Consider the following 17,485-nt stretch of genomic DNA (forward strand, 5'->3'; position numbering starts at 1 on the left):
TTGCGGCACGCACAACCCAGCCTGACAATCGACATAACGAGAGCCCGATAGAAACCCGCCCAATGGCCGATGCCCGACCCTACGTCCTCTTCAGGGACGACAGCACAGGACAGGTGATGGTCTTTGCCGAACCGGCCGAGATCATCACGGCCCGGACGCGCGCGGAATTCTTCCGCGCGCTCGATCGGATGGAAAGGGTCAGGCAACAGGGAAAATGGCTGGCAGGATATATCGCCTATGAAGCCGGCCATCTCTTCGAGGAAAAGCTGGCGCCTTTTGCCGAAGACAACCGCGAGACGCCGCTGCTCTGCTTCGGCGTCTTCGAGGCTCCCGCAGCCGGCGACCATCCTCTCGGCCAGCCGATGCAGCGCCTGGAAAACCAGGAGTTTTTGACCGATCCGAAGGCCGCCTGGGATTTCCCTATATATAAAGAGAGATTCGACAGGCTGCACCGGCATATCCGCCTGGGCGACTGCTATCAGGCGAACCTGACCATGCCGATCCATGCCCGCTGGAACGGCGACGCCAGGGCCGCCTTCTGGTCGCTGATCGAACGACAGCCGGTGAAATATGGCGCGCTCGTCGATCTCGGCGGACCGATCATCCTGTCGCGCTCCCCGGAGCTTTTCTTCCGGACCGACGAAGAGGGCTGGATCGAGACGCATCCGATGAAGGGCACCGCGAAACGCGGCGCCAACGCAACGGAAGATGCCGAGATCATCAGCGCCATGCTTGCCGACGAGAAGACACAGGCCGAAAACCGCATGATCGTCGATCTGCTGCGCAACGATATCTCTCGCATCACCGAAGTCGGCACGCTCGATGTGCCCAGGCTCTTCGAAATTGAGACCTATCCCACCGTGCACCAGATGGTCAGCCACGTGCAGGCCAAGCTGCTCCCCGGCATGTCAATCCGCGACATTCTGACCGCACTCTTCCCCTGCGGCTCGATTACCGGCGCGCCGAAAATGCGGGCGATGGAAATCCTGCACGAGCTCGAGGACGGCCCGCGCGATGCCTATTGCGGCGCCATCGGCATGATCTCGCCGACGGGCGCCATGCGCTTTTCGGTGGCGATCCGCACGATCACGCTTTTCGAAGACGGCCGGGCGGTGTTCAATGTCGGCGGAGGTATCGTCTTCGATTCGACAGCGGAAGCGGAATATGAAGAATGCCTCCTGAAGGCGCGTTTCGCCGTGGGGGACCGATGGATCGACCGCTAGAGGACTTTTCCCTGATCGAGACGCTGCGTTACGAACCGGATGCCGGTTTCATCCGCCTGCGTCTGCACCTCGCCCGGCTGCAACGCTCCGCGCGCCGTCTCGGCTTTTCCGCTCCCAAGAGCGTACTCAGCAAACTCGAAGATGCCGTTGCCGGTGCATCCGCGCCCTTGCGGGTGCGACTGACGCTGGATCGCGAGGGGCAGGCGGCGGTAACGACAGCCGCCTTCGCATCGTTGCCGCCCGAAACGATCTGGCGCGTCCGCATCGCCGTAACGCGGCTCGATTCCACCGACAAGCTGCTGCGCGTCAAAACCACCCGCCGCTCCGTCTATGAGGCCGCACGCGCCGAATATGGGCCCGACGAGGCCGACGAGGTCTTGCTGCTGAATGAGAAGGGCGAGGTTTGCGAGGGTACCATCACCTCCGTCTTCCTCGAGGATAGCCCGGACGCGTTGCGCACGCCGCCCATTTCCTCAGGCCTGCTTGCCGGCGTATTGCGCACCGAGCTCATCTGCCAGCGCAAGGCCCGTATCGGCCGCATCCGGCCCGAGGACCTGCAAGACCGCACGCTTTATGTCGGAAACTCCCTGCGCGGCCTGATCCGCGCGCAACTTATATGGAATTGATGCATGTTCATTCTCTCGCTCACCTACCTCAAGGGTAACGACGAAGCCGACAAGTACATGGAGCCGCACATGGCCTGGGTGAAGGAGGGATATGCCAAGGGCTGGTTCCTCGCGTCCGGCCGCAAGGTGCCGCGCACCGGCGGCGTCGTTTTTGCCTGCGGCGATCGCGCCGAACTGGAAGCCTATGTGGCCGCCGACCCTTTCACCATCCACGGAATAGCATCCTACGAGGTCCAGGAAATCGCCCTCACCACCGTTGTCGACGGATTGGAGGCCCTGAAGGCCTGATCGACCGAAGGCAACAAACTCGTCGCATATGGCATGTATGGTGCCCTTATCTTGACTTTGCCCGGCTAACCCCGAACAGCTCTTTATTGTGACATCAAATTATGATTAGAGCCCTTCACCTCGCGTTCTCGCGCAAACTCTGATGAATTTCATGAACCGAACGGCGTCCTGCCTTTCGAAGGAGACAAGAATGACGGAACAGAACTATCCGGTATATGCCGAAATTACCGGTCCGATCGTAATGATCGGCTTTGGCTCCATCGGCCGCGGCACGCTGCCCCTGATCGAGCGCCATTTTAAATTCGACAAGAGCCGGATGGTCGTCATCGACCCGCGTGAAGAACCAGCCGACATGGAAATCCTGGCAAAGCACGGCGTCCGTCATATCAAGGAACATGTCACCAAGGAAAACTACAAGGAGCTGCTGAAGCCGCTCCTGACGGAAGGCGGCGGCCAGGGTTTCTGCGTCAATCTCTCGGTCGATACCGGCTCGCTCGATCTGGTCAAGCTGTGCCGCAAGCTCGACGTGCTCTACATCGACACCGTCGTCGAACCCTGGCTCGGCTTCTATTTCGACAAGAGCCTGAAGAATGCCGACCGCACCAACTATGCCCTGCGCGAAACCATGCGCAAGGAAAAGGCGAAGAACCCGGGCGGCACGACGGCCGTTTCCACCTGCGGCGCAAACCCGGGCATGGTGTCCTGGTTCGTCAAGCAGGCGCTCGTCAACCTCGCCAAGGATATCGGCCTGAAGTTCGAAGAGCCGGACCAGCATGACCGCGAAGGCTGGGCCAAGCTGATGAAGAAGGTCGGCGTCAAGGGCATCCATATCGCCGAGCGCGACACGCAGCGCACCAAGCATCCGAAGCCGCTCAACGTCTTCTGGAACACCTGGTCGGTCGAAGGCTTCATTTCCGAAGGCCTGCAGCCGGCCGAGCTCGGCTGGGGCACCCATGAAGAATGGATGCCGAAGAACGCCAAAAAGCACAAGAAGGGCTGCCAGGCCGCCATCTATCTGGAACAGCCGGGCGCCAACACCCGCGTTCGCACCTGGTGCCCGACGCCAGGTCCGCAATACGGCTTCCTGGTCACGCATAACGAATCCATCTCGATCGCCGACTTCTTCACGGTTCGCGACAAGGACGGCGACGTCACCTTCCGCCCGACCTGCCACTATGCCTACCATCCCGCCAACGACGCCGTGCTTTCGCTGCACGAAATGTTCGGCAATGGCGGCACGCCGCAGCCGGTTCATCACGTTCTCGACGAGGACGAACTGGAAGACGGCATCGATGAACTCGGCGTCCTGCTCTATGGCCACGACAAGAACGCCTACTGGTACGGTTCGCGCCTGTCTCTCGAAGAGACCCGCCGCATCGCTCCCTACCAGAACGCGACCGGCCTGCAGGTAACCTCCGCCGTTCTCGCCGGCATGGTCTGGGCGCTGGAAAACCCGACCGCCGGCATCGTCGAAGCCGACGAGATCGACTACAAGCGCTGCCTCGAAGTGCAGCTGCCCTATCTCGGTCCGGTTGAAGGCCACTACACCGACTGGACGCCGCTCGACGGCCGTCCGGGCCTCTTCCCGGAAGACATCGACACCAAGGATCCCTGGCAGTTCAGGAATATCCTGGTTCGCTAACGGAAACAGCGTTCGCAAGGCGCAACGCTCGAATGCCCGCACAGGTCGTGCGGGCATTTTTGTTACGCAAGCGGGATAAATCAAGCAGTTGCGTTCTCAAGCCTTGCTTTAACCCAATAGCCGCGCCATCTTTCTCGCAACCGATACGACAATAGACCGCCTTCATCGCGGGAGATATTTATGAAGATCAGAACCGTGCTTTCCCTCGCAGCCGCTACGGCAGCCTTGTCCGCCTGCGTCGATTTCGGCGGATCGAGACCGCCGCCGATGGCGATGAACCCCGGCGCGCAGCCACGGGCGAACTCGGTGGAAGGCAGTTGGGCGGATTCGAACGGTCTGAGTTCGACATTTTCGGCCGGCCGTTTCGAGACGCACACGACCGACGGCACAAACCAGCAGATGGCCTCCGGAACCTACACGACCGACGCTTCCGGCGTCGTCCAGATCAATCTCTATTCGAACATCAAGCGCACCAGCTCCAAGGTGAACTGCTTCATGGCCAACCCCGGTCAGCTTAACTGCACTTCCGAGACCGGCGGACACTTCTCCCTCAACCGCCAGGGCTGAACAGGCCCGGCGGACGGATAAGACGTCATGCACCGTATGATGGTGCTCTATCTGGCCCTCATCGCAGCATTGCCTTTCGCCGTCCTGGCCGCGATTCTCCCCGTCAACAGCTACCGGGCTCAAGGTAACGAGGCGCTCGACTGTGACGGGCCGATGAGTGTCCTCATCTTCGCGCTGCCCGTCTTGCTGATCTATGGTGCCGGCGCGATCCAGCTTTATCGGGTCAGGCGTCGGCGTTTTCATCTCGCTGCGGCGCTCTGCTGCCTGCTTGTCTTTTGCGCTGTCGGCTGGAATAGCGCGACGGCATCGCTGGAATCCTACGGAGACGCCTCTATCGAAGCATGCTCTTGATCTGACGGCTCATTTCGTTGCTTTGTAAAATCCTAATGAAGCCCACAGCTTTCGCTTGCGCTCGCTCCGCCATGATGAAAACATCGACGTGGGGGACCGCCTTGGGGCATAGGCGGGCCGGATTGTAAGGACGAACAGGAGAGACAGATGAAGCAGCCCTTCGGAGTGGGTCTTTTGGCCGCCGCGGCATTGGCGTTCAGCACCAGCACAGCCTTCGCGGACTATCAGCTCAACATCCTGCACTTCAACGATTTCCATTCGCGCGTGGAGTCGATCAACAAGTTCGATGCGACATGTTCCGCGGCCGAGGAGGCCAAGAACGAGTGCTTCGGCGGGGCAGCGCGGCTGAAGACGGCCATCGACCAGCGCCGCGCAGCACTTGCCGGCCAGAATGTCGTGGTGCTCGATGCCGGCGACAATTTCCAGGGCTCCTTGTTCTATACGACCTACAAAGGTGCAGCCGAAGTCGAATTCCTCAACGATATGAAGATCGACGCCATGACCGTCGGCAATCATGAGTTCGATGATGGCGAGGGGCCGCTCGCCGCCTTCCTCGACAAGGCGCAATTCCCCGTCGTGACTGCCAATCTGGTAATTGACGATCAGTCGAAGCTCGGCAACCGTATCAAGAAATCGATCGTGCTCACTATCGGCGGCCAGAAGATCGGCATCGTCGGCGCAGTCACGACCGAAACGCCCGAACTCGCCTCGCCCGGTCCGCATGTGAAGATCACCGACGATGCCGCCGCCATCAGCGCCGAAGTGGACGCGCTGAAGTCTCAGGGCGTCAACAAGATCATCGCGCTCACGCATGTCGGCTATCCCCGTGACGTCGAAAAGATCGGCAAGATCGCCGGCGTCAGCGTCGTCGTCGGCGGCCACTCGCATACGCTGCTGTCGAACACGGATCCGAAGGCAGCCGGGCCATATCCGACCATGGTCGACAATCCGGCAGGCTATAAGGTGCCGGTCGTTCAGGCGGCGTCCTACAGCAAGTATCTCGGCGATCTCGTCGTCACCTTCGATGACAACGGCGCCGTCAAGGGCGCCAACGGCGATCCGATCCTGCTCGACTCCTCCATCAAGCCCGATCCGGCGATTGCCGCTCGCGTGCTGGAAATGGCGAAGCCGATCGAAGAGCTGCGCAAGAAGATCATCGGCAGCTCGCAAGGCCCGATCGAAGGCGCTCGGGAAATCTGCCGCGTTCAGGAATGCTCGATGGGCAATCTTGTCGCCGACGCCATGCTCGACCGTACCAAGGGCCAGGGCATCAGCATCGCCATCCAGAACGGCGGCGGCTTGCGTGCCTCGATCGGCGGCGGCGATGTCAGCATGGGTGACGTGCTGACCGTGTTGCCCTTCCAGAACACGGTCGCGACTTTCCAGCTCACCGGCGCGAACGTGAAGGCCGCATTGGAAAACGGCCTCAGCCAGATCGACGACGGCGCCGGCCGCTTCCCACAGGTGGCAGGCCTCAAATACAGCTTTGACAAGTCGAAGCCGCCGGGCAGCCGGTTGGTCTCCGTAGAGGTGCAGGAAGGCACTGAATTCAAGCCGCTCGATCCCGAAAAGACCTACGGCGTCGTCAGCAACAATTACATGCGCGCCGGCGGCGACGGCTACACGGTCTTCGCGAAGGACAGCAAGAATGCCTATGACTTCGGTCCCAACCTGGAATCGGTGGTCGCCGACTATCTTGCTGCACACAACCCTTACAAGCCATACACGGACGGCCGCATAACCCAGATCGCCGCAGCACCGGCTGCCGCCCAGCCCGAAGCGGCCAAGCCGGCCGAAACCCCGCAGCAGGCTGCGCCGGACCAAAAGCCCGCTCCGACACCCGCCGCTAGCAGCGCGGCAGCACCCAGCGCTACGCCGCCGGCCTCCTCGACACCCTCGGCGACAACGCCCGCCGCCACCACGCCGGCAAAGCCTGCGGACACCCCATCCGCTCCGGCAACCTCGACGCCTGCTGCATCGGCACCTGCGACGGAAGCCCCGGCAACGTCGGCACCGGTGACGACGGCTCCTGCGACAGCCGCGCCGGCAGCCGAGGCCAGCGAAAAGCCGAAGACACCGTCAATCCACGTCATCGTCGCCGGCGACACGCTCTGGGATCTCGCCAAGACCTACTACGGAAGCGCCAAACAATGGCACAAGCTTCTGGCCGCCAACCGCAATCTCAAGCCGCACCATCTCCCGGTCGGCGAAAAGTTGAGAGTTCCAGCCAAGTAAGACGATTTGTCTCGCGTGAGAGAGCCGGTCCGGGCTTTTCCGGGCCGGCTTTTGTTCCTATGTGAAGGACTTCGTTTCGTTAAAAGGAATTCAATCGATGACAGCAGACCTGACCACCTTTCCGCCCGATCACCCCAGCGTGAAATTCGGCAAGGTCGGCGTGCTGCTTGTCAACCTCGGAACACCCGACGGCACGGACTACGCCTCGATGCGTCGCTACCTGCGCGAGTTCCTGACGGATCGTCGGGTCATCGAATGGTCCCGCTGGAAATGGTATCCGATCCTGTTCGGCATCGTCCTCAACACCCGACCGCAGAAGGTCGGCAAGGCCTACGAGACGATCTGGAACAAGGAAAGAGATGAGAGCTTCCTTCGTACCTATACGCGCAATCAATCGGATCAGATGGCCGAACGCCTACAGGATCTACCCAATGTGACCGTCGACTGGGCCATGCGCTACGGCCAACCCTCGATCGGCGACCGCATCCAGGCGCTCAAGGATCGCGGCTGCGAGCGCATCGTACTCTTTCCGCTCTATCCACAATACGCCGCCGCAACGACGGCAACCGTCAATGACAAGGCGTTCGAGAAGCTAGCGAAGATGCGCTGGCAGCCGGCACTCCGCACCGTGCCGCAATACCACGACGACGACACCTACATCGAAGCGCTCGCCAATTCCGTGACCCGGCATCTTTCAACGCTGGATTGGCAGCCCGAGAAGATCCTCGCATCTTTCCACGGCATACCCATGTCCTACTTCAAACTGGGCGATCCCTATTATTGCTTCTGTCAGAAAACAGGTCGCCTGCTGCGCGAGAAACTCGGGCTTACCGAGGATCAGTTCATGGTCACCTTCCAGTCCCGCTTCGGTCCGGAGGAATGGCTGCAGCCCTATACCGACAAGACGGTGGAACAGCTTGCCAAGGACGGCACCAAGCGCATCGCCGTGCTGAACCCGGGCTTCGTCTCGGACTGCCTGGAAACGCTGGAAGAGATCGCCGAACAGGCCGCCGAATCCTTCCATCACAATGGCGGCGATAAGTTCACGCACATCCCCTGCCTCAACGACAGCGAGGACGGCATGAAAGTGCTGGAGAAGGTTGTGCGGCGGGAACTGCTCGGCTGGGTCTGACCGATCGCCGGTGAATCCCGGCGATGGCCTCTATTGCAGCTGCGGTTTCTTGAGAAAGCTGCCGCGGTCGGCGGATTTGATGCGCAACCAGGCCTCCCGGCCATTGCGCAGCACCCGCATCGGGATCTCGGCGCCGGCCGGCCCGCTCTCCCATATCTTCCGATAGAAATCGGCCAGCCCATCCACTTCCGCGTCGCGGATCTCCGAGATGACGTCGCCGCGGCGCAATCCCGCCTTGGCCGCCGGACCGCCTTCGGTCACGCTCATGACAACGACCTCGCCATTGCTTTCGGCCGAGAACGCGCCAAGCCAGGGCCTCGGCGGTTTGTTGACGTGCCCTCGCTTGATCAGATCGTCCAGAATGGGCAGCAGCAGGTTGATCGGCACGACCATGTTGATATCGGCGCCTTCGCCATTCTGGGTCGCCATCTGCAGATGCAGCGAACCGACACCCAGAAGCTTGCCCTCCTCGTCCACCAGCGCGGCGCCGCCCCATGACGGATGCGCCGGCGCAATGAAGATCGCCTCGTCGAGCAGATACTCCCAGTAACCCGCGAACTCCTGTTTGGCGACAATCTTCGCCTCGACGAACTGGCCGACGCCGTCTGCGATCACCACCGGATCGCCGATCTCGGCCTTTTCGGCATCACCGAATTCCAGCGCGGGCACGTCGAGCGGGCCAAGCGCCTGCACCAGGCCAAATCCCGTTTCCTGGTCGTAGGCAAGCGCGTGTGCCGGCACCACACGACCGCTATTCGTCGTCAGCCAGACTTCCTCAGCCTCCGTGATGAGGTAGCCGATCGTCAACACCAGCCCGTTCCCGCGGATGACGACGCCGTTGCCTTCCCTGCGGGTGCCGAGCGTCGTCGCCGTGAAAGCGTCTTCCGGAATTGAGGCATGCACGGCCACGACCGACCGTAAGGTCCTATCGATATTCATAGCTTCACCCTGATGATGCGCAAAGGTTGGGCCCGAAAGGCTGTGTGGCAGCGGAGCCGGAGATTTCCCCATTAAAGTATGAATATCAACCGCCGGAAGCAAGACCCGGATCGCGATTGATTGATCGGGCCAAAACAATCTCAGGCACACCGGATCGCGTTGTTGGGCGACCCATTCCTCCCTTGTCGAGAACATGCTAACCCACCACATCTGATTGAGTTGTCGTCATGCGTTTTCGACCGAACGTACGGAGAACGATGCGGCAGCGCTTTACGTGACGCGAGAGGCCCGCATACCGTGGGCGCCTCCATGGAGGAATTCAATGGTAGTCGGTGGTTTCAGCATCTTCGTGGTTGCCCTGGTGGTCTTGGTCATCCTGGTGCTGTTTGCGGGGATCAAGACGGTGCCACAGGGCTATCGTTATACAATCCAGCGCTTCGGCCGCTACATCCGCACACTGGAGCCGGGCCTCAATCTGATCGTGCCCTTCATCGAGACGATCGGCGTGCGGATGAACGTTATGGAGCAGGTGTTGGCCGTGCCGACTCAGGAGGTCATCACCAAGGACAACGCCAGCGTCTCTGCCGATGCGGTCGCCTTCTTCCAGGTGTTGAACGCTGCGCAGGCCGCCTATCAGATCACCAATCTCGAAAGCGCGATCCTCAACCTCACCAAGACCAATATCCGTTCGGTCATGGGTTCGATGGACCTGGATGAGCTTCTTTCCAACCGCGACGCCATCAACGAGCGGTTGCTGCGCGTGGTCGACGAGGCTGTCGAGCCCTGGGGCATCAAGGTGACGCGCGTCGAAATCAAGGACATCCAGCCGCCGAAGGACCTGGTTGACGCCATGGGCCGACAGATGAAGGCCGAGCGTGAAAAGCGCGCCCAGATTCTCGAAGCGGAAGGGCTCCGTGCCGCGCAGATTCTGCGCGCGGAGGGCGCAAAGCAGTCGGCCGTGCTGCAGGCGGAAGGCCAGCGCGAGGCGGCGTTCCGCAATGCCGAGGCCCGCGAACGCCTGGCGGAAGCGGAAGCCAAGGCGACCCGCATGGTTTCCGAAGCCATCGCCGAAGGCAATGTTCAGGCCATCAACTACTTCGTCGCGCAAAAATACACCGAAGCCCTGACGGCAATCGGCTCGGCCAGCAATTCGAAGATCGTGTTGATGCCGATGGAGGCCAGCTCCCTCATCGGCTCGCTCGGCGGCATCGGCGCCATTGCCCGCGAAGTCTTCGGCGACAATGGCAACGGCGATGGTGCGCCACAGCCTTCGCGGCCTCGGTCAGGCGCCGTTCGTACCACGCCCTCGGTCAATCCACTGACGCCCAGGGAGAGCTGAGATGTTCGATAATCTCGTCGTGGAGCTCGGCCCCTGGAGCTGGTGGCTGCTGGGATTGGTGCTGCTTGCCGCCGAGTTGGTATTGCCGGGCTTCTTTCTCGTCTGGATTGGTCTGGCTGGCATCATTGTCGGGGCGCTGTCGCTGCTGTTCTGGGATGACGCCTTCTGGGTCTGGCAGTTGCAGTGGCTGGTCTTTGCGGCCGTTGCCGTGATCGTCGCCCTGCTCGGGCGCCGCTATTTCTACAACAACAACCAGGTCACGGACGAGCCCTTCCTGAACCAGCGCGGCGCAAGCCTTGTCGGCCGCACGGCAACGCTCGGCGAGCCCATAGCCGAAGGCCGTGGCCGCATCCGCCTCAACGACACCTATTGGACAGTCAAGGGGCCCGATTTGCCGGTTGGCACACGTGTCATTATCGTCGCCAGCAATGGCCGCGAACTTACGGTCGAACCGGTCTGATCAGGCAACCCCGATCCGCAACAGGTCGTGGAAATGGACGATGCCGACCGGGCGGCGCGCATCGTCGATGACGATCAGCGCCGAGATGTTGTGGCGATTGAGCACGGCCATCGCGCTGGTCGCCAGCGTCGTTTCCTTCACCGTCTTCGGATTGCGGGTCATCACCTCGTCGACGAGCATGTCGGCAAGGCTGGTGCCGAGATTGCGGGCGATATCGCCGTCGGTGACAATGCCGCAGAGGCAGCCGTTTTCATCGATGACGCCAACGCAGCCGAACCGCATTTGCGACAAGGTCATTGCCGCCTCGGGCATGCCCGTGCCGAGATTGACCAGCGGCACGCGGTCGCCCTTGTGCATGATATCGGCCACGTGCGAGAGGCTGGCACCGAGCTTGCCGCCCGGATGGAAAGTGCGGAAATCCTCGGCTGTGAAGCCGCGCGCCTCCAGCAGCGCCACGGTCAGCGCATCGCCGATGGCGAGCTGCAGCAGCGTCGAGGTCGTCGGCGCCAGCCCATGCGGGCAGGCTTCCTGCTCCTTCGGCAGCAACAGAACAACGTCCGACTCGCGCGCCAACGTCGAGGTCTCGCCCGCGGTAATGGCAATCATCGGGATCGAAAAGCGCCTGGAATAGGCGATGATGCCGCGCAACTCGGCGCTCTCGCCGCCCCAGGACATGGCGACGATGACGTCATCATGCGTGATCATGCCGAGATCGCCGTGATTGGCCTCGACAGGATGCACGAAAAAGGCCGGAGTTCCGGTGGAAGCGAGGCTGGCGGCGAGCTTGTTGCCAATATGGCCGCTCTTGCCGACACCGGTGATGATGACGCGGCCGCTGATATCGCCGATGATCTCCACCGCGCGGCTGAACGGACCGGCCAAACCAGCGGCGAGCGCACGTTCCAGCGCCTCAAGGCCCCGTCTCTCGGTCTCGATCGTTCGCATCGCGGATTCGATCGCACCGTTCTCGATGAGTCTTACAGCTCTCTTATTCATGAGGGAGGCCTAACGCTTTTCTGCAAATCTGTCCACTGAAGATCGACTTTTGCCACTGCGACCGACAAGCCGGGCGGCCTCAATAATATTACCGGCGGCATGCTCTCCACGGCCCTTTGGCAACCAAGCGTTAACCACGCAGCTTTACACTTGGGTAAGGATTTAAGGCATTTCCAGTAAGGTCAGATATAGGCAAAATGGGCATCGGCAAGAACAAGGCGGGTAACGGCACCCTCCGGCTGACGGCATGGGCGACATCCGCCATGCTCGGCTGGAGCGTCGCATTCGTCGCGCCGATGTCGGCCGACGCGCAATCGCTGTCCCCAGGCCAAAATCCGGACGACACCCAGACGATATCACCGGGCACGGACGCGACATCCGCGTCACCGACCGACCAGACGGCCGCGTCCTCGAGCAATACGCAACCGACGTCATCGACGAATCAGGCACCAACTGCTGCGGACGCGCCGCCCAATATGCGCCTTCGCCTCGACAGCGTCGATCCGACCACCACAGGTTCCACGCTCGACACAGATCTGCGCCGCGTCAACCTGCCCGAGACCAGCGTCGACGGGCTGAAGGCACGCCAGCATCCGGATCGCGAGGATGCGCAGGGCATACCGCTCGGCACATTCACCCTGCGCCCCTCCGTCAACCAGTCGATCAATATCGAGCAAGACCGCACCGGCTCCACCAAGGACGACCGCACCTTCCTGCAAACGGACCTGCGCAGCACGCTGACATCGGATTGGGACCGGCATGCGCTGACCATAACAGGCGAAGGCGTTTGGCAGAGAAACATCAGCGGCACCGGCGAGGAAAAGCCGACGGTCAGCCTCAATGCCGACCTGCGCCTCGATCTTCCCGCCGATACCACCGCCCACATCACCGCCGGCTACCAGTTCTCCCGTGAGGACACCAGCGATCCGAACGCCATTGCCGGCGCCACGAAACAGTCGGCCGTCAACCAGTTCACCACGGGACTGTCGCTGGAGCGCGACTTCGGCCTGCTGCGCGGCACGACTGCCGTGGAGCTGACCCGCACCGCCTATTCCGATGCCGTGCTCTCGGATGGAACCCAGGTTACGCTCAGCGACCGCGACCAGACCGCCGGCACATGGCGCGGACGCATCGGCTACGAGCTGTCGCCGGCCATCATCCCCTTCGTCGAAGCCGATCTCGGCCGCGCGGTCTACGACCAGACGCGCGACAGCAGCGGATATGCCCGCTCGAACCAGAGTTACGGCGGCAAGGCCGGTGTCGAGCTCGACCTCGGCGATAAGATGAAGGGCGAGCTCGGCTTCGGCTACCAGCACACGCAATTCGACGATTCGCGCCTCGCCTCGATCGATTCGCCGACAATCGACGGCAATTTCGCCTGGTCGCCGCAGCGCGGCACCGATGTCAGCATCGGTCTTTCGACCACGGTCCAGCCCTCCACCACAGCCGGCGAAAGCGGCTACACCGCCTATCAGATCACCAGCACCCTGAGCCACCAGCTGCGCGACGATCTCACTGCAAAGCTGACGGGCGGAACGATCTGGCGCGACTATCCTTCCATCAGCTCCTTTGCCGACGAGACCGAATACGACGCCGCATTCGGCCTCACCTGGGGGATCAACCGTTACCTCGATCTGACCAGCAATGTCGGCTATCAGCTGACCTCGCGAAAGACCGGCGACGACACCCGCCAGCTACAGGCAGGTGTTGGATTGACAGTGAAGCGCTGATCACCACCTGAACCGTTCGTCGCAGCGTGTCTTGCGTTCACTCCCATCTTGTCATCCGAAACGAAATGAGGCCCGGCACATGCCGAGCCTCAGCTCTTTGTTCTCAACGATTTAAGAACTTATTTCAGGGCCGTAATCAGCGCCTTCAGTTCATCCTCGATGGTCGGGCGGATATCTGCGCGCGCGAGCGCAAAAGCGACGTTGGCGAGGATGAAGCCATCCTTTGCACCACAGTCGAACGTCTGGCCCTGAAAGTGATAACCGGCGAAATCCTGCTGCTGTGCCAGCTTCAGCATACCGTCGGTCAACTGGATTTCATTGCCGGCGCCACGCTCCTGGCTTTCCAGGATACGGAAGATTTCCGGCTGCAGGATGTAGCGGCCGTTGATGAAGAAGTTGGACGGGGCCGTGCCCTTGGCCGGCTTTTCCACCATTTCAGTGATGCGGAAGCCGTTGCCGATCGTTTCGCCGACACCGACGATGCCATACTTATGGGTCTGATCCGGAGCGCACTCTTCAACGGCGATGACATTGCCGCCGCTGGTCTCATAAAGCTCGATCATGCCCTTCATGCAGCCCTTTTCGGCCCGCATGACCATGTCGGGCAGCAGCAGCGCGAACGGCTCGTCGCCGACGATCTCGCGGGCGCACCACACGGCATGGCCGAGGCCGAGCGGCTCCTGCTGACGCGTGAAGCTGGCCGTGCCGGCTTTCGGCAGCAGGCCGTTCAGCAACGACAGCTCTGCATTCTTGTTGCGTTGGCGCAGCGTATGCTCAAGCTCGAACTGAATGTCGAAGTAATCCTCGATCACGTGCTTGCTGCGGCCGGTGACGAACACGAAATGCTCGATCCCGGCTTCCATCGCCTCATCGACGACGTACTGGATCACCGGCTTGTCGACGACGGTGAGCATTTCCTTCGGCACCGCCTTGGTCGCCGGCAAGAACCGCGTCCCCAGTCCGGCCACCGGAAATACTGCCTTACGAACTTTTTTATGCTGTCCCACTCATACCTCCTGGGCATTCACTAGCCTGGCGCCAAGCCATTCTCAGGGTCAGTAGAATAAATTTGCTACTGTTTTGCAAATAATGACTGACCCCGGCTTCCATGGTAAAGAATTTGTTGACTTCGTTCTTCTAGTGTCACGCTTGGATGAACGCTAAGAGCTTCGCCGCACCGAAATCCAACGATCGATGGACAAGGCTGTAGATGACCCCAAACCGCAAAAACTCCCTTCGTGGTCTCGCTCTGGCGCTCGCGTTCGCTGCCTTCGCGGGACTTGCTCCCGTTAACGCCAATGCTGACCCGGGGTTCCAAAAATGGATCGCGGGCTTCTACACGACCGCCGCAAAGAGCGGCATTACACCATCGACCTATCGCGATGCATTCGCCGGCGTGACGGACCCTGACCCCACGGTCCTTGAAAAAGCGCAGTACCAACCGGAATTCAAGTCCCAAATCTGGGATTACCTCGACTCCCGTGTCAATCCCTATACCGTGGATATTGGCCGGAAGATGGCGGTTAAATATGCGTCCACGCTCCGCTCGCTCGAGCAGCGCTTCGGCGTGGATCGAAATATCATGCTCGCCATCTGGTCGATGGAGTCGAACTACGGCGCAGTTCTCGCCAAGAACGATCGGCTGCATTACGTGCCCCGCGCGCTGGCGACGCTTGCCTATGCCGATCCGAAGCGCGCCAACTATGCCAAGAAACAGCTCATCGCAGCGCTGAAGATCCTTCAGAAGGGTGACGTGTCGCGCAAGGAGCTGAACGGCTCCTGGGCTGGCGCCATGGGCCATACGCAGTTCATCCCAAGCAGCTATCTGCTCTATGCTGTCGATGCCGACGGCAGCGGCCATGCCGATATTTGGAATTCCATTCCGGATGCGCTGGCGACGACGGCCAACTTGCTTGCCAAGAACGGCTGGGAGACCGGGCGCACATGGGGCTACGAGGTGGTCGTGCCATCTGGCGGCGGCGCACAGGCCGGCAAGACCCACACGATCGCCCAATGGGCCGCTCTCGGTTTCGTCCGCCCCAATGGCAAGGGCTTCCGTCAGACCTCCGACCGCGCGCAGCTGAAGATGCCCGGCGGGCCGGATGGCCCCGGCTTTCTGATGACCGGCAACTTCTTCACCATCAAGCGCTACAACGCATCCGACAGCTATGCAGTAGCCGTTGGCCTGCTTGCCGATCAGATCGCCGGCTACGGCGGCATGCAGCAATCCTGGCCGCGACCGAGCGGTGCGCTGAACGTGCAGCAAAAATTCGAGCTGCAGACGCGGCTGAAGCAGCTCGGCTATTATGACGGCGTCGTCGACGGCAATTTCGGATCCGGCTCGAAGGCGGCCATCGCCGCGGTTCAGCAGCGCATCGGCATGGATGCGGATGGCGAACCGTCCATGAACCTGCTGAACGCGCTGCGCAAATAGGCGGCCGCTATCAGCGCGATCTTGAACCGCTGGACGGAAGATACTTCCTCATGCGACCATGGGGCGTGAGCGGAAAAGAAGCTATGATCAAACGACCTGCCCGCGCAACCATGGCAACCGCAAGGCTTATTCTGACAGCGCTCCTTGCCGCCATCGTCGCACTCGGCTGCCTGCCGACGGCGGCTGAAGCGCAGGAGCGGCCGCGCAGAAACCTGTTCGACATGCTGTTCGGCACCCGCGAACCCGACTATACCGACCAGTCCGTCGACCAGCCGCCGCCGCGGCGAAAGATCCAGCCGCGCAAACGGCCGACGCCGCCGCCACGTCAGCCGGTGGCGGTCCAACCGGAAACACCTCCGGCGGCGGAAAAGCTGCCCGATGCCAAAACCATCCTCGTCGTCGGCGACTTTCTCGCCAGCGGTCTCGGAACCGGACTGGAAGATGCCTTTTCGGCCTCGCCCGGTGTCGTCATCCAAACGCGCGGCAATGTCGCTTCGGGTCTCGTTCGGCAGGACTACTACAACTGGCCGCAGCAATTGACAGGCATGATGGACCAGCTGAAGCCCACAATGGTCATCGTCATGCTCGGCGCCAACGATCGCCAGCAGATCATCGGCGACGGTCTCAACGAAAAATACGGCACGGACCCGTGGTTCCTCGCCTATGAAGAGCGCGTGCAGCAATTTGCCAAGCTGGTGACGAGCCGCCACATTCCGCTGCTCTGGGTCGGTCTGCCCTCCTTCGGCTCGGACCAGCTGACGGCAAGCGCGGTCAAGCTCAACCAGCTCTATCAGAGCCAGACGACAAGCGTCGGCGGAGAGTTCATCGACATCTGGGACGGCTTTACCGACCAGAACGGCGAGTTCATCGTCACCGGCTCCGACATCAACGGCCAGCAGGTGCGGCTCAGAACCGCTGACGGTGTCAACCTGACCGCGGCAGGCAAGCGCAAGGTCGCCTTCTATGTCGAGAAATCGGCACGCCGGCTGCTGGGCGATCAGGCAAGCCCCGATATCACCCGCCTCGATACCGGCAATCCGTTGCCGGCGCAGCAGGCCAACCTGCCTCCGACTGAGATGGAGAAAATCACCCGCATCCCGCCGATGAGCCTTTCCGACCCAGACCTTGACGGCGGCGCGCAGCTCCTGGGCGGCACGCCTGCACCGGCTTCCACGACACCATCGCCGCGGGACCTCCTGGTCGAGAAAGGCCAAATGGCGCCGGCGCCTGCAGGCCGCGTGGATGACTACAGGTTGCCGGGATCGGCCGCGCCGTGAGAACCTTCCGCATAAGTGCGTCCACGACTAGGCCTGTTTGACAATATCGCAGCGCACCCCTAAAAAAACGTCATGAGCACCAACCGCGCAGATCAAATCGATCATGACAGCACCTGCTTGCAGGTTGTGATTTTGCGCGCTTTCTCCGGTCGAGGTCTCCGCGTCCAGTCGTGACGGCCGGAGGCATTGGTCTGTCCGGCGGCTGCTGGACGTAAAGCCCTTGCCCAAAACATCAACGTTGCCCAT

The 17,485-nt window shown here is 61.4% G+C and carries 17 protein-coding genes; 13 read left to right on the forward strand and 4 right to left on the reverse strand.

Annotated features, from left to right (window positions below):
• Positions 1-62: 62 nt before the first annotated feature.
• The 8 genes from GA0061101_RS08290 (at position 63) to hemH (ending at position 8,064) form a co-directional block, all read left to right on the forward strand.
• Positions 63-1,223 (forward strand): aminodeoxychorismate synthase component I, encoded by a 1,161-nt coding sequence (locus tag GA0061101_RS08290; protein ID WP_092573453.1) that lies wholly within the window; start codon positions 63-65, stop codon positions 1,221-1,223.
• Complete coding sequence (locus GA0061101_RS08295) at positions 1,208-1,849, forward strand: aminotransferase class IV family protein (RefSeq protein WP_092573454.1); 642 nt, start codon at positions 1,208-1,210, stop codon at positions 1,847-1,849. Before GA0061101_RS08290 ends, GA0061101_RS08295 begins: the two co-directional genes overlap by 16 nt.
• Before the next feature lie 3 nt (positions 1,850-1,852).
• Positions 1,853-2,137 carry a YciI family protein gene (locus GA0061101_RS08300; protein WP_037196399.1) on the forward strand — a complete coding sequence of 95 codons (285 nt, stop codon included), beginning with the start codon at positions 1,853-1,855 and terminating at the stop codon, positions 2,135-2,137.
• Between the two features lie 190 nt (positions 2,138-2,327).
• The gene (locus GA0061101_RS08305) at positions 2,328-3,779 is read left to right on the forward strand and encodes a homospermidine synthase (RefSeq protein ID WP_037196398.1); all 1,452 of its coding nucleotides are present in this window, start codon (positions 2,328-2,330) and stop codon (positions 3,777-3,779) included.
• Between the two features lie 180 nt (positions 3,780-3,959).
• On the forward strand, positions 3,960-4,346 hold the full coding sequence (gene omp10, locus GA0061101_RS08310; protein ID WP_037196397.1) for an outer membrane lipoprotein Omp10: 387 nt from the start codon (positions 3,960-3,962) through the stop codon (positions 4,344-4,346).
• Positions 4,347-4,373: 27 nt separating this feature from the next.
• Positions 4,374-4,697, forward strand: coding sequence for a hypothetical protein (locus GA0061101_RS08315; RefSeq protein WP_092573455.1), 324 nt, complete (start codon positions 4,374-4,376; stop codon positions 4,695-4,697).
• A 147-nt stretch (positions 4,698-4,844) separates the two neighbouring features.
• Complete coding sequence (locus GA0061101_RS08320) at positions 4,845-6,932, forward strand: 5'-nucleotidase C-terminal domain-containing protein (RefSeq protein ID WP_092573456.1); 2,088 nt, start codon at positions 4,845-4,847, stop codon at positions 6,930-6,932.
• Positions 6,933-7,029: 97 nt separating this feature from the next.
• On the forward strand, positions 7,030-8,064 hold the full coding sequence (gene hemH / locus GA0061101_RS08325) for a ferrochelatase (RefSeq protein ID WP_092573457.1): 1,035 nt from the start codon (positions 7,030-7,032) through the stop codon (positions 8,062-8,064).
• A 30-nt stretch (positions 8,065-8,094) separates the two neighbouring features.
• On the opposite strand, the gene GA0061101_RS08330 is transcribed toward hemH, so the two are convergent.
• Positions 8,095-9,003 carry a S1C family serine protease gene (locus GA0061101_RS08330; protein ID WP_037196589.1) on the reverse strand — a complete coding sequence of 303 codons (909 nt, stop codon included), beginning with the start codon at positions 9,001-9,003 and terminating at the stop codon, positions 8,095-8,097.
• Between the two features lie 322 nt (positions 9,004-9,325).
• Here GA0061101_RS08330 and GA0061101_RS08335 point away from each other — a divergent pair, with 322 nt between their 5' ends.
• Entirely contained in the window at positions 9,326-10,342 is a 1,017-nt protein-coding gene (locus GA0061101_RS08335; RefSeq protein WP_037196393.1) for an SPFH domain-containing protein, read from the forward strand.
• A 1-nt stretch (position 10,343) separates the two neighbouring features.
• Positions 10,344-10,802 carry an NfeD family protein gene (locus GA0061101_RS08340; RefSeq protein WP_092573458.1) on the forward strand — a complete coding sequence of 153 codons (459 nt, stop codon included), beginning with the start codon at positions 10,344-10,346 and terminating at the stop codon, positions 10,800-10,802.
• Here GA0061101_RS08340 and GA0061101_RS08345 read toward each other — a convergent pair whose 3' ends face one another.
• Positions 10,803-11,798, reverse strand: coding sequence for a KpsF/GutQ family sugar-phosphate isomerase (locus GA0061101_RS08345; RefSeq protein WP_037196391.1), 996 nt, complete (start codon positions 11,796-11,798; stop codon positions 10,803-10,805).
• Positions 11,799-11,995: 197 nt separating this feature from the next.
• On the opposite strand from GA0061101_RS08345, the gene GA0061101_RS08350 reads away from it, so the two are divergent.
• Positions 11,996-13,528 (forward strand): outer membrane beta-barrel protein, encoded by a 1,533-nt coding sequence (locus GA0061101_RS08350; RefSeq protein ID WP_092573459.1) that lies wholly within the window; start codon positions 11,996-11,998, stop codon positions 13,526-13,528.
• Between the two features lie 119 nt (positions 13,529-13,647).
• On the opposite strand, the gene galU is transcribed toward GA0061101_RS08350, so the two are convergent.
• Positions 13,648-14,535, reverse strand: a complete 888-nt coding sequence (galU, locus tag GA0061101_RS08355) for a UTP--glucose-1-phosphate uridylyltransferase GalU (RefSeq protein WP_037196387.1) — start codon at positions 14,533-14,535, stop codon at positions 13,648-13,650.
• 203 nt (positions 14,536-14,738) lie between these two features.
• Between galU and GA0061101_RS08360 the strand changes: the two genes are divergently transcribed.
• Positions 14,739-15,962 (forward strand): lytic murein transglycosylase, encoded by a 1,224-nt coding sequence (locus GA0061101_RS08360; RefSeq protein ID WP_047555333.1) that lies wholly within the window; start codon positions 14,739-14,741, stop codon positions 15,960-15,962.
• An 83-nt stretch (positions 15,963-16,045) separates the two neighbouring features.
• Complete coding sequence (locus GA0061101_RS08365) at positions 16,046-17,239, forward strand: SGNH/GDSL hydrolase family protein (protein ID WP_037196385.1); 1,194 nt, start codon at positions 16,046-16,048, stop codon at positions 17,237-17,239.
• A gap of 27 nt (positions 17,240-17,266) precedes the next feature.
• Here the strand turns inward: GA0061101_RS08365 and GA0061101_RS39330 are convergent, their stop codons facing one another.
• Entirely contained in the window at positions 17,267-17,485 is a 219-nt protein-coding gene (locus GA0061101_RS39330; RefSeq protein WP_047638975.1) for a hypothetical protein, read from the reverse strand.

This window comes from Martinezella lusitana, from assembly GCF_900094565.1.
GTDB classification, from domain to species: domain Bacteria; phylum Pseudomonadota; class Alphaproteobacteria; order Rhizobiales; family Rhizobiaceae; genus Rhizobium; species Rhizobium lusitanum.

Bases quoted from the DNA above. Each gene is read 5' to 3' on its own strand.
- GA0061101_RS08290 (WP_092573453.1), top strand. From the start codon at position 63: ATGGCCGATGCCCGACCCTACGTCCTCTTCAGGGACGACAGCACAGGA.
- GA0061101_RS08295 (WP_092573454.1), top strand. From the start codon at position 1,208: ATGGATCGACCGCTAGAGGACTTTTCCCTGATCGAGACGCTGCGTTAC.
- GA0061101_RS08300 (WP_037196399.1), top strand. From the start codon at position 1,853: ATGTTCATTCTCTCGCTCACCTACCTCAAGGGTAACGACGAAGCCGAC.
- GA0061101_RS08305 (WP_037196398.1), top strand. From the start codon at position 2,328: ATGACGGAACAGAACTATCCGGTATATGCCGAAATTACCGGTCCGATC.
- omp10 (WP_037196397.1), top strand. From the start codon at position 3,960: ATGAAGATCAGAACCGTGCTTTCCCTCGCAGCCGCTACGGCAGCCTTG.
- GA0061101_RS08315 (WP_092573455.1), top strand. From the start codon at position 4,374: ATGCACCGTATGATGGTGCTCTATCTGGCCCTCATCGCAGCATTGCCT.
- GA0061101_RS08320 (WP_092573456.1), top strand. From the start codon at position 4,845: ATGAAGCAGCCCTTCGGAGTGGGTCTTTTGGCCGCCGCGGCATTGGCG.
- hemH (WP_092573457.1), top strand. From the start codon at position 7,030: ATGACAGCAGACCTGACCACCTTTCCGCCCGATCACCCCAGCGTGAAA.
- GA0061101_RS08330 (WP_037196589.1), bottom strand. From the start codon at position 9,003: ATGAATATCGATAGGACCTTACGGTCGGTCGTGGCCGTGCATGCCTCA.
- GA0061101_RS08335 (WP_037196393.1), top strand. From the start codon at position 9,326: ATGGTAGTCGGTGGTTTCAGCATCTTCGTGGTTGCCCTGGTGGTCTTG.
- GA0061101_RS08340 (WP_092573458.1), top strand. From the start codon at position 10,344: ATGTTCGATAATCTCGTCGTGGAGCTCGGCCCCTGGAGCTGGTGGCTG.
- GA0061101_RS08345 (WP_037196391.1), bottom strand. From the start codon at position 11,798: ATGAATAAGAGAGCTGTAAGACTCATCGAGAACGGTGCGATCGAATCC.
- GA0061101_RS08350 (WP_092573459.1), top strand. From the start codon at position 11,996: ATGGGCATCGGCAAGAACAAGGCGGGTAACGGCACCCTCCGGCTGACG.
- GA0061101_RS08360 (WP_047555333.1), top strand. From the start codon at position 14,739: ATGACCCCAAACCGCAAAAACTCCCTTCGTGGTCTCGCTCTGGCGCTC.
- GA0061101_RS08365 (WP_037196385.1), top strand. From the start codon at position 16,046: ATGATCAAACGACCTGCCCGCGCAACCATGGCAACCGCAAGGCTTATT.
- GA0061101_RS39330 (WP_047638975.1), bottom strand. From the start codon at position 17,485: ATGGGCAACGTTGATGTTTTGGGCAAGGGCTTTACGTCCAGCAGCCGC.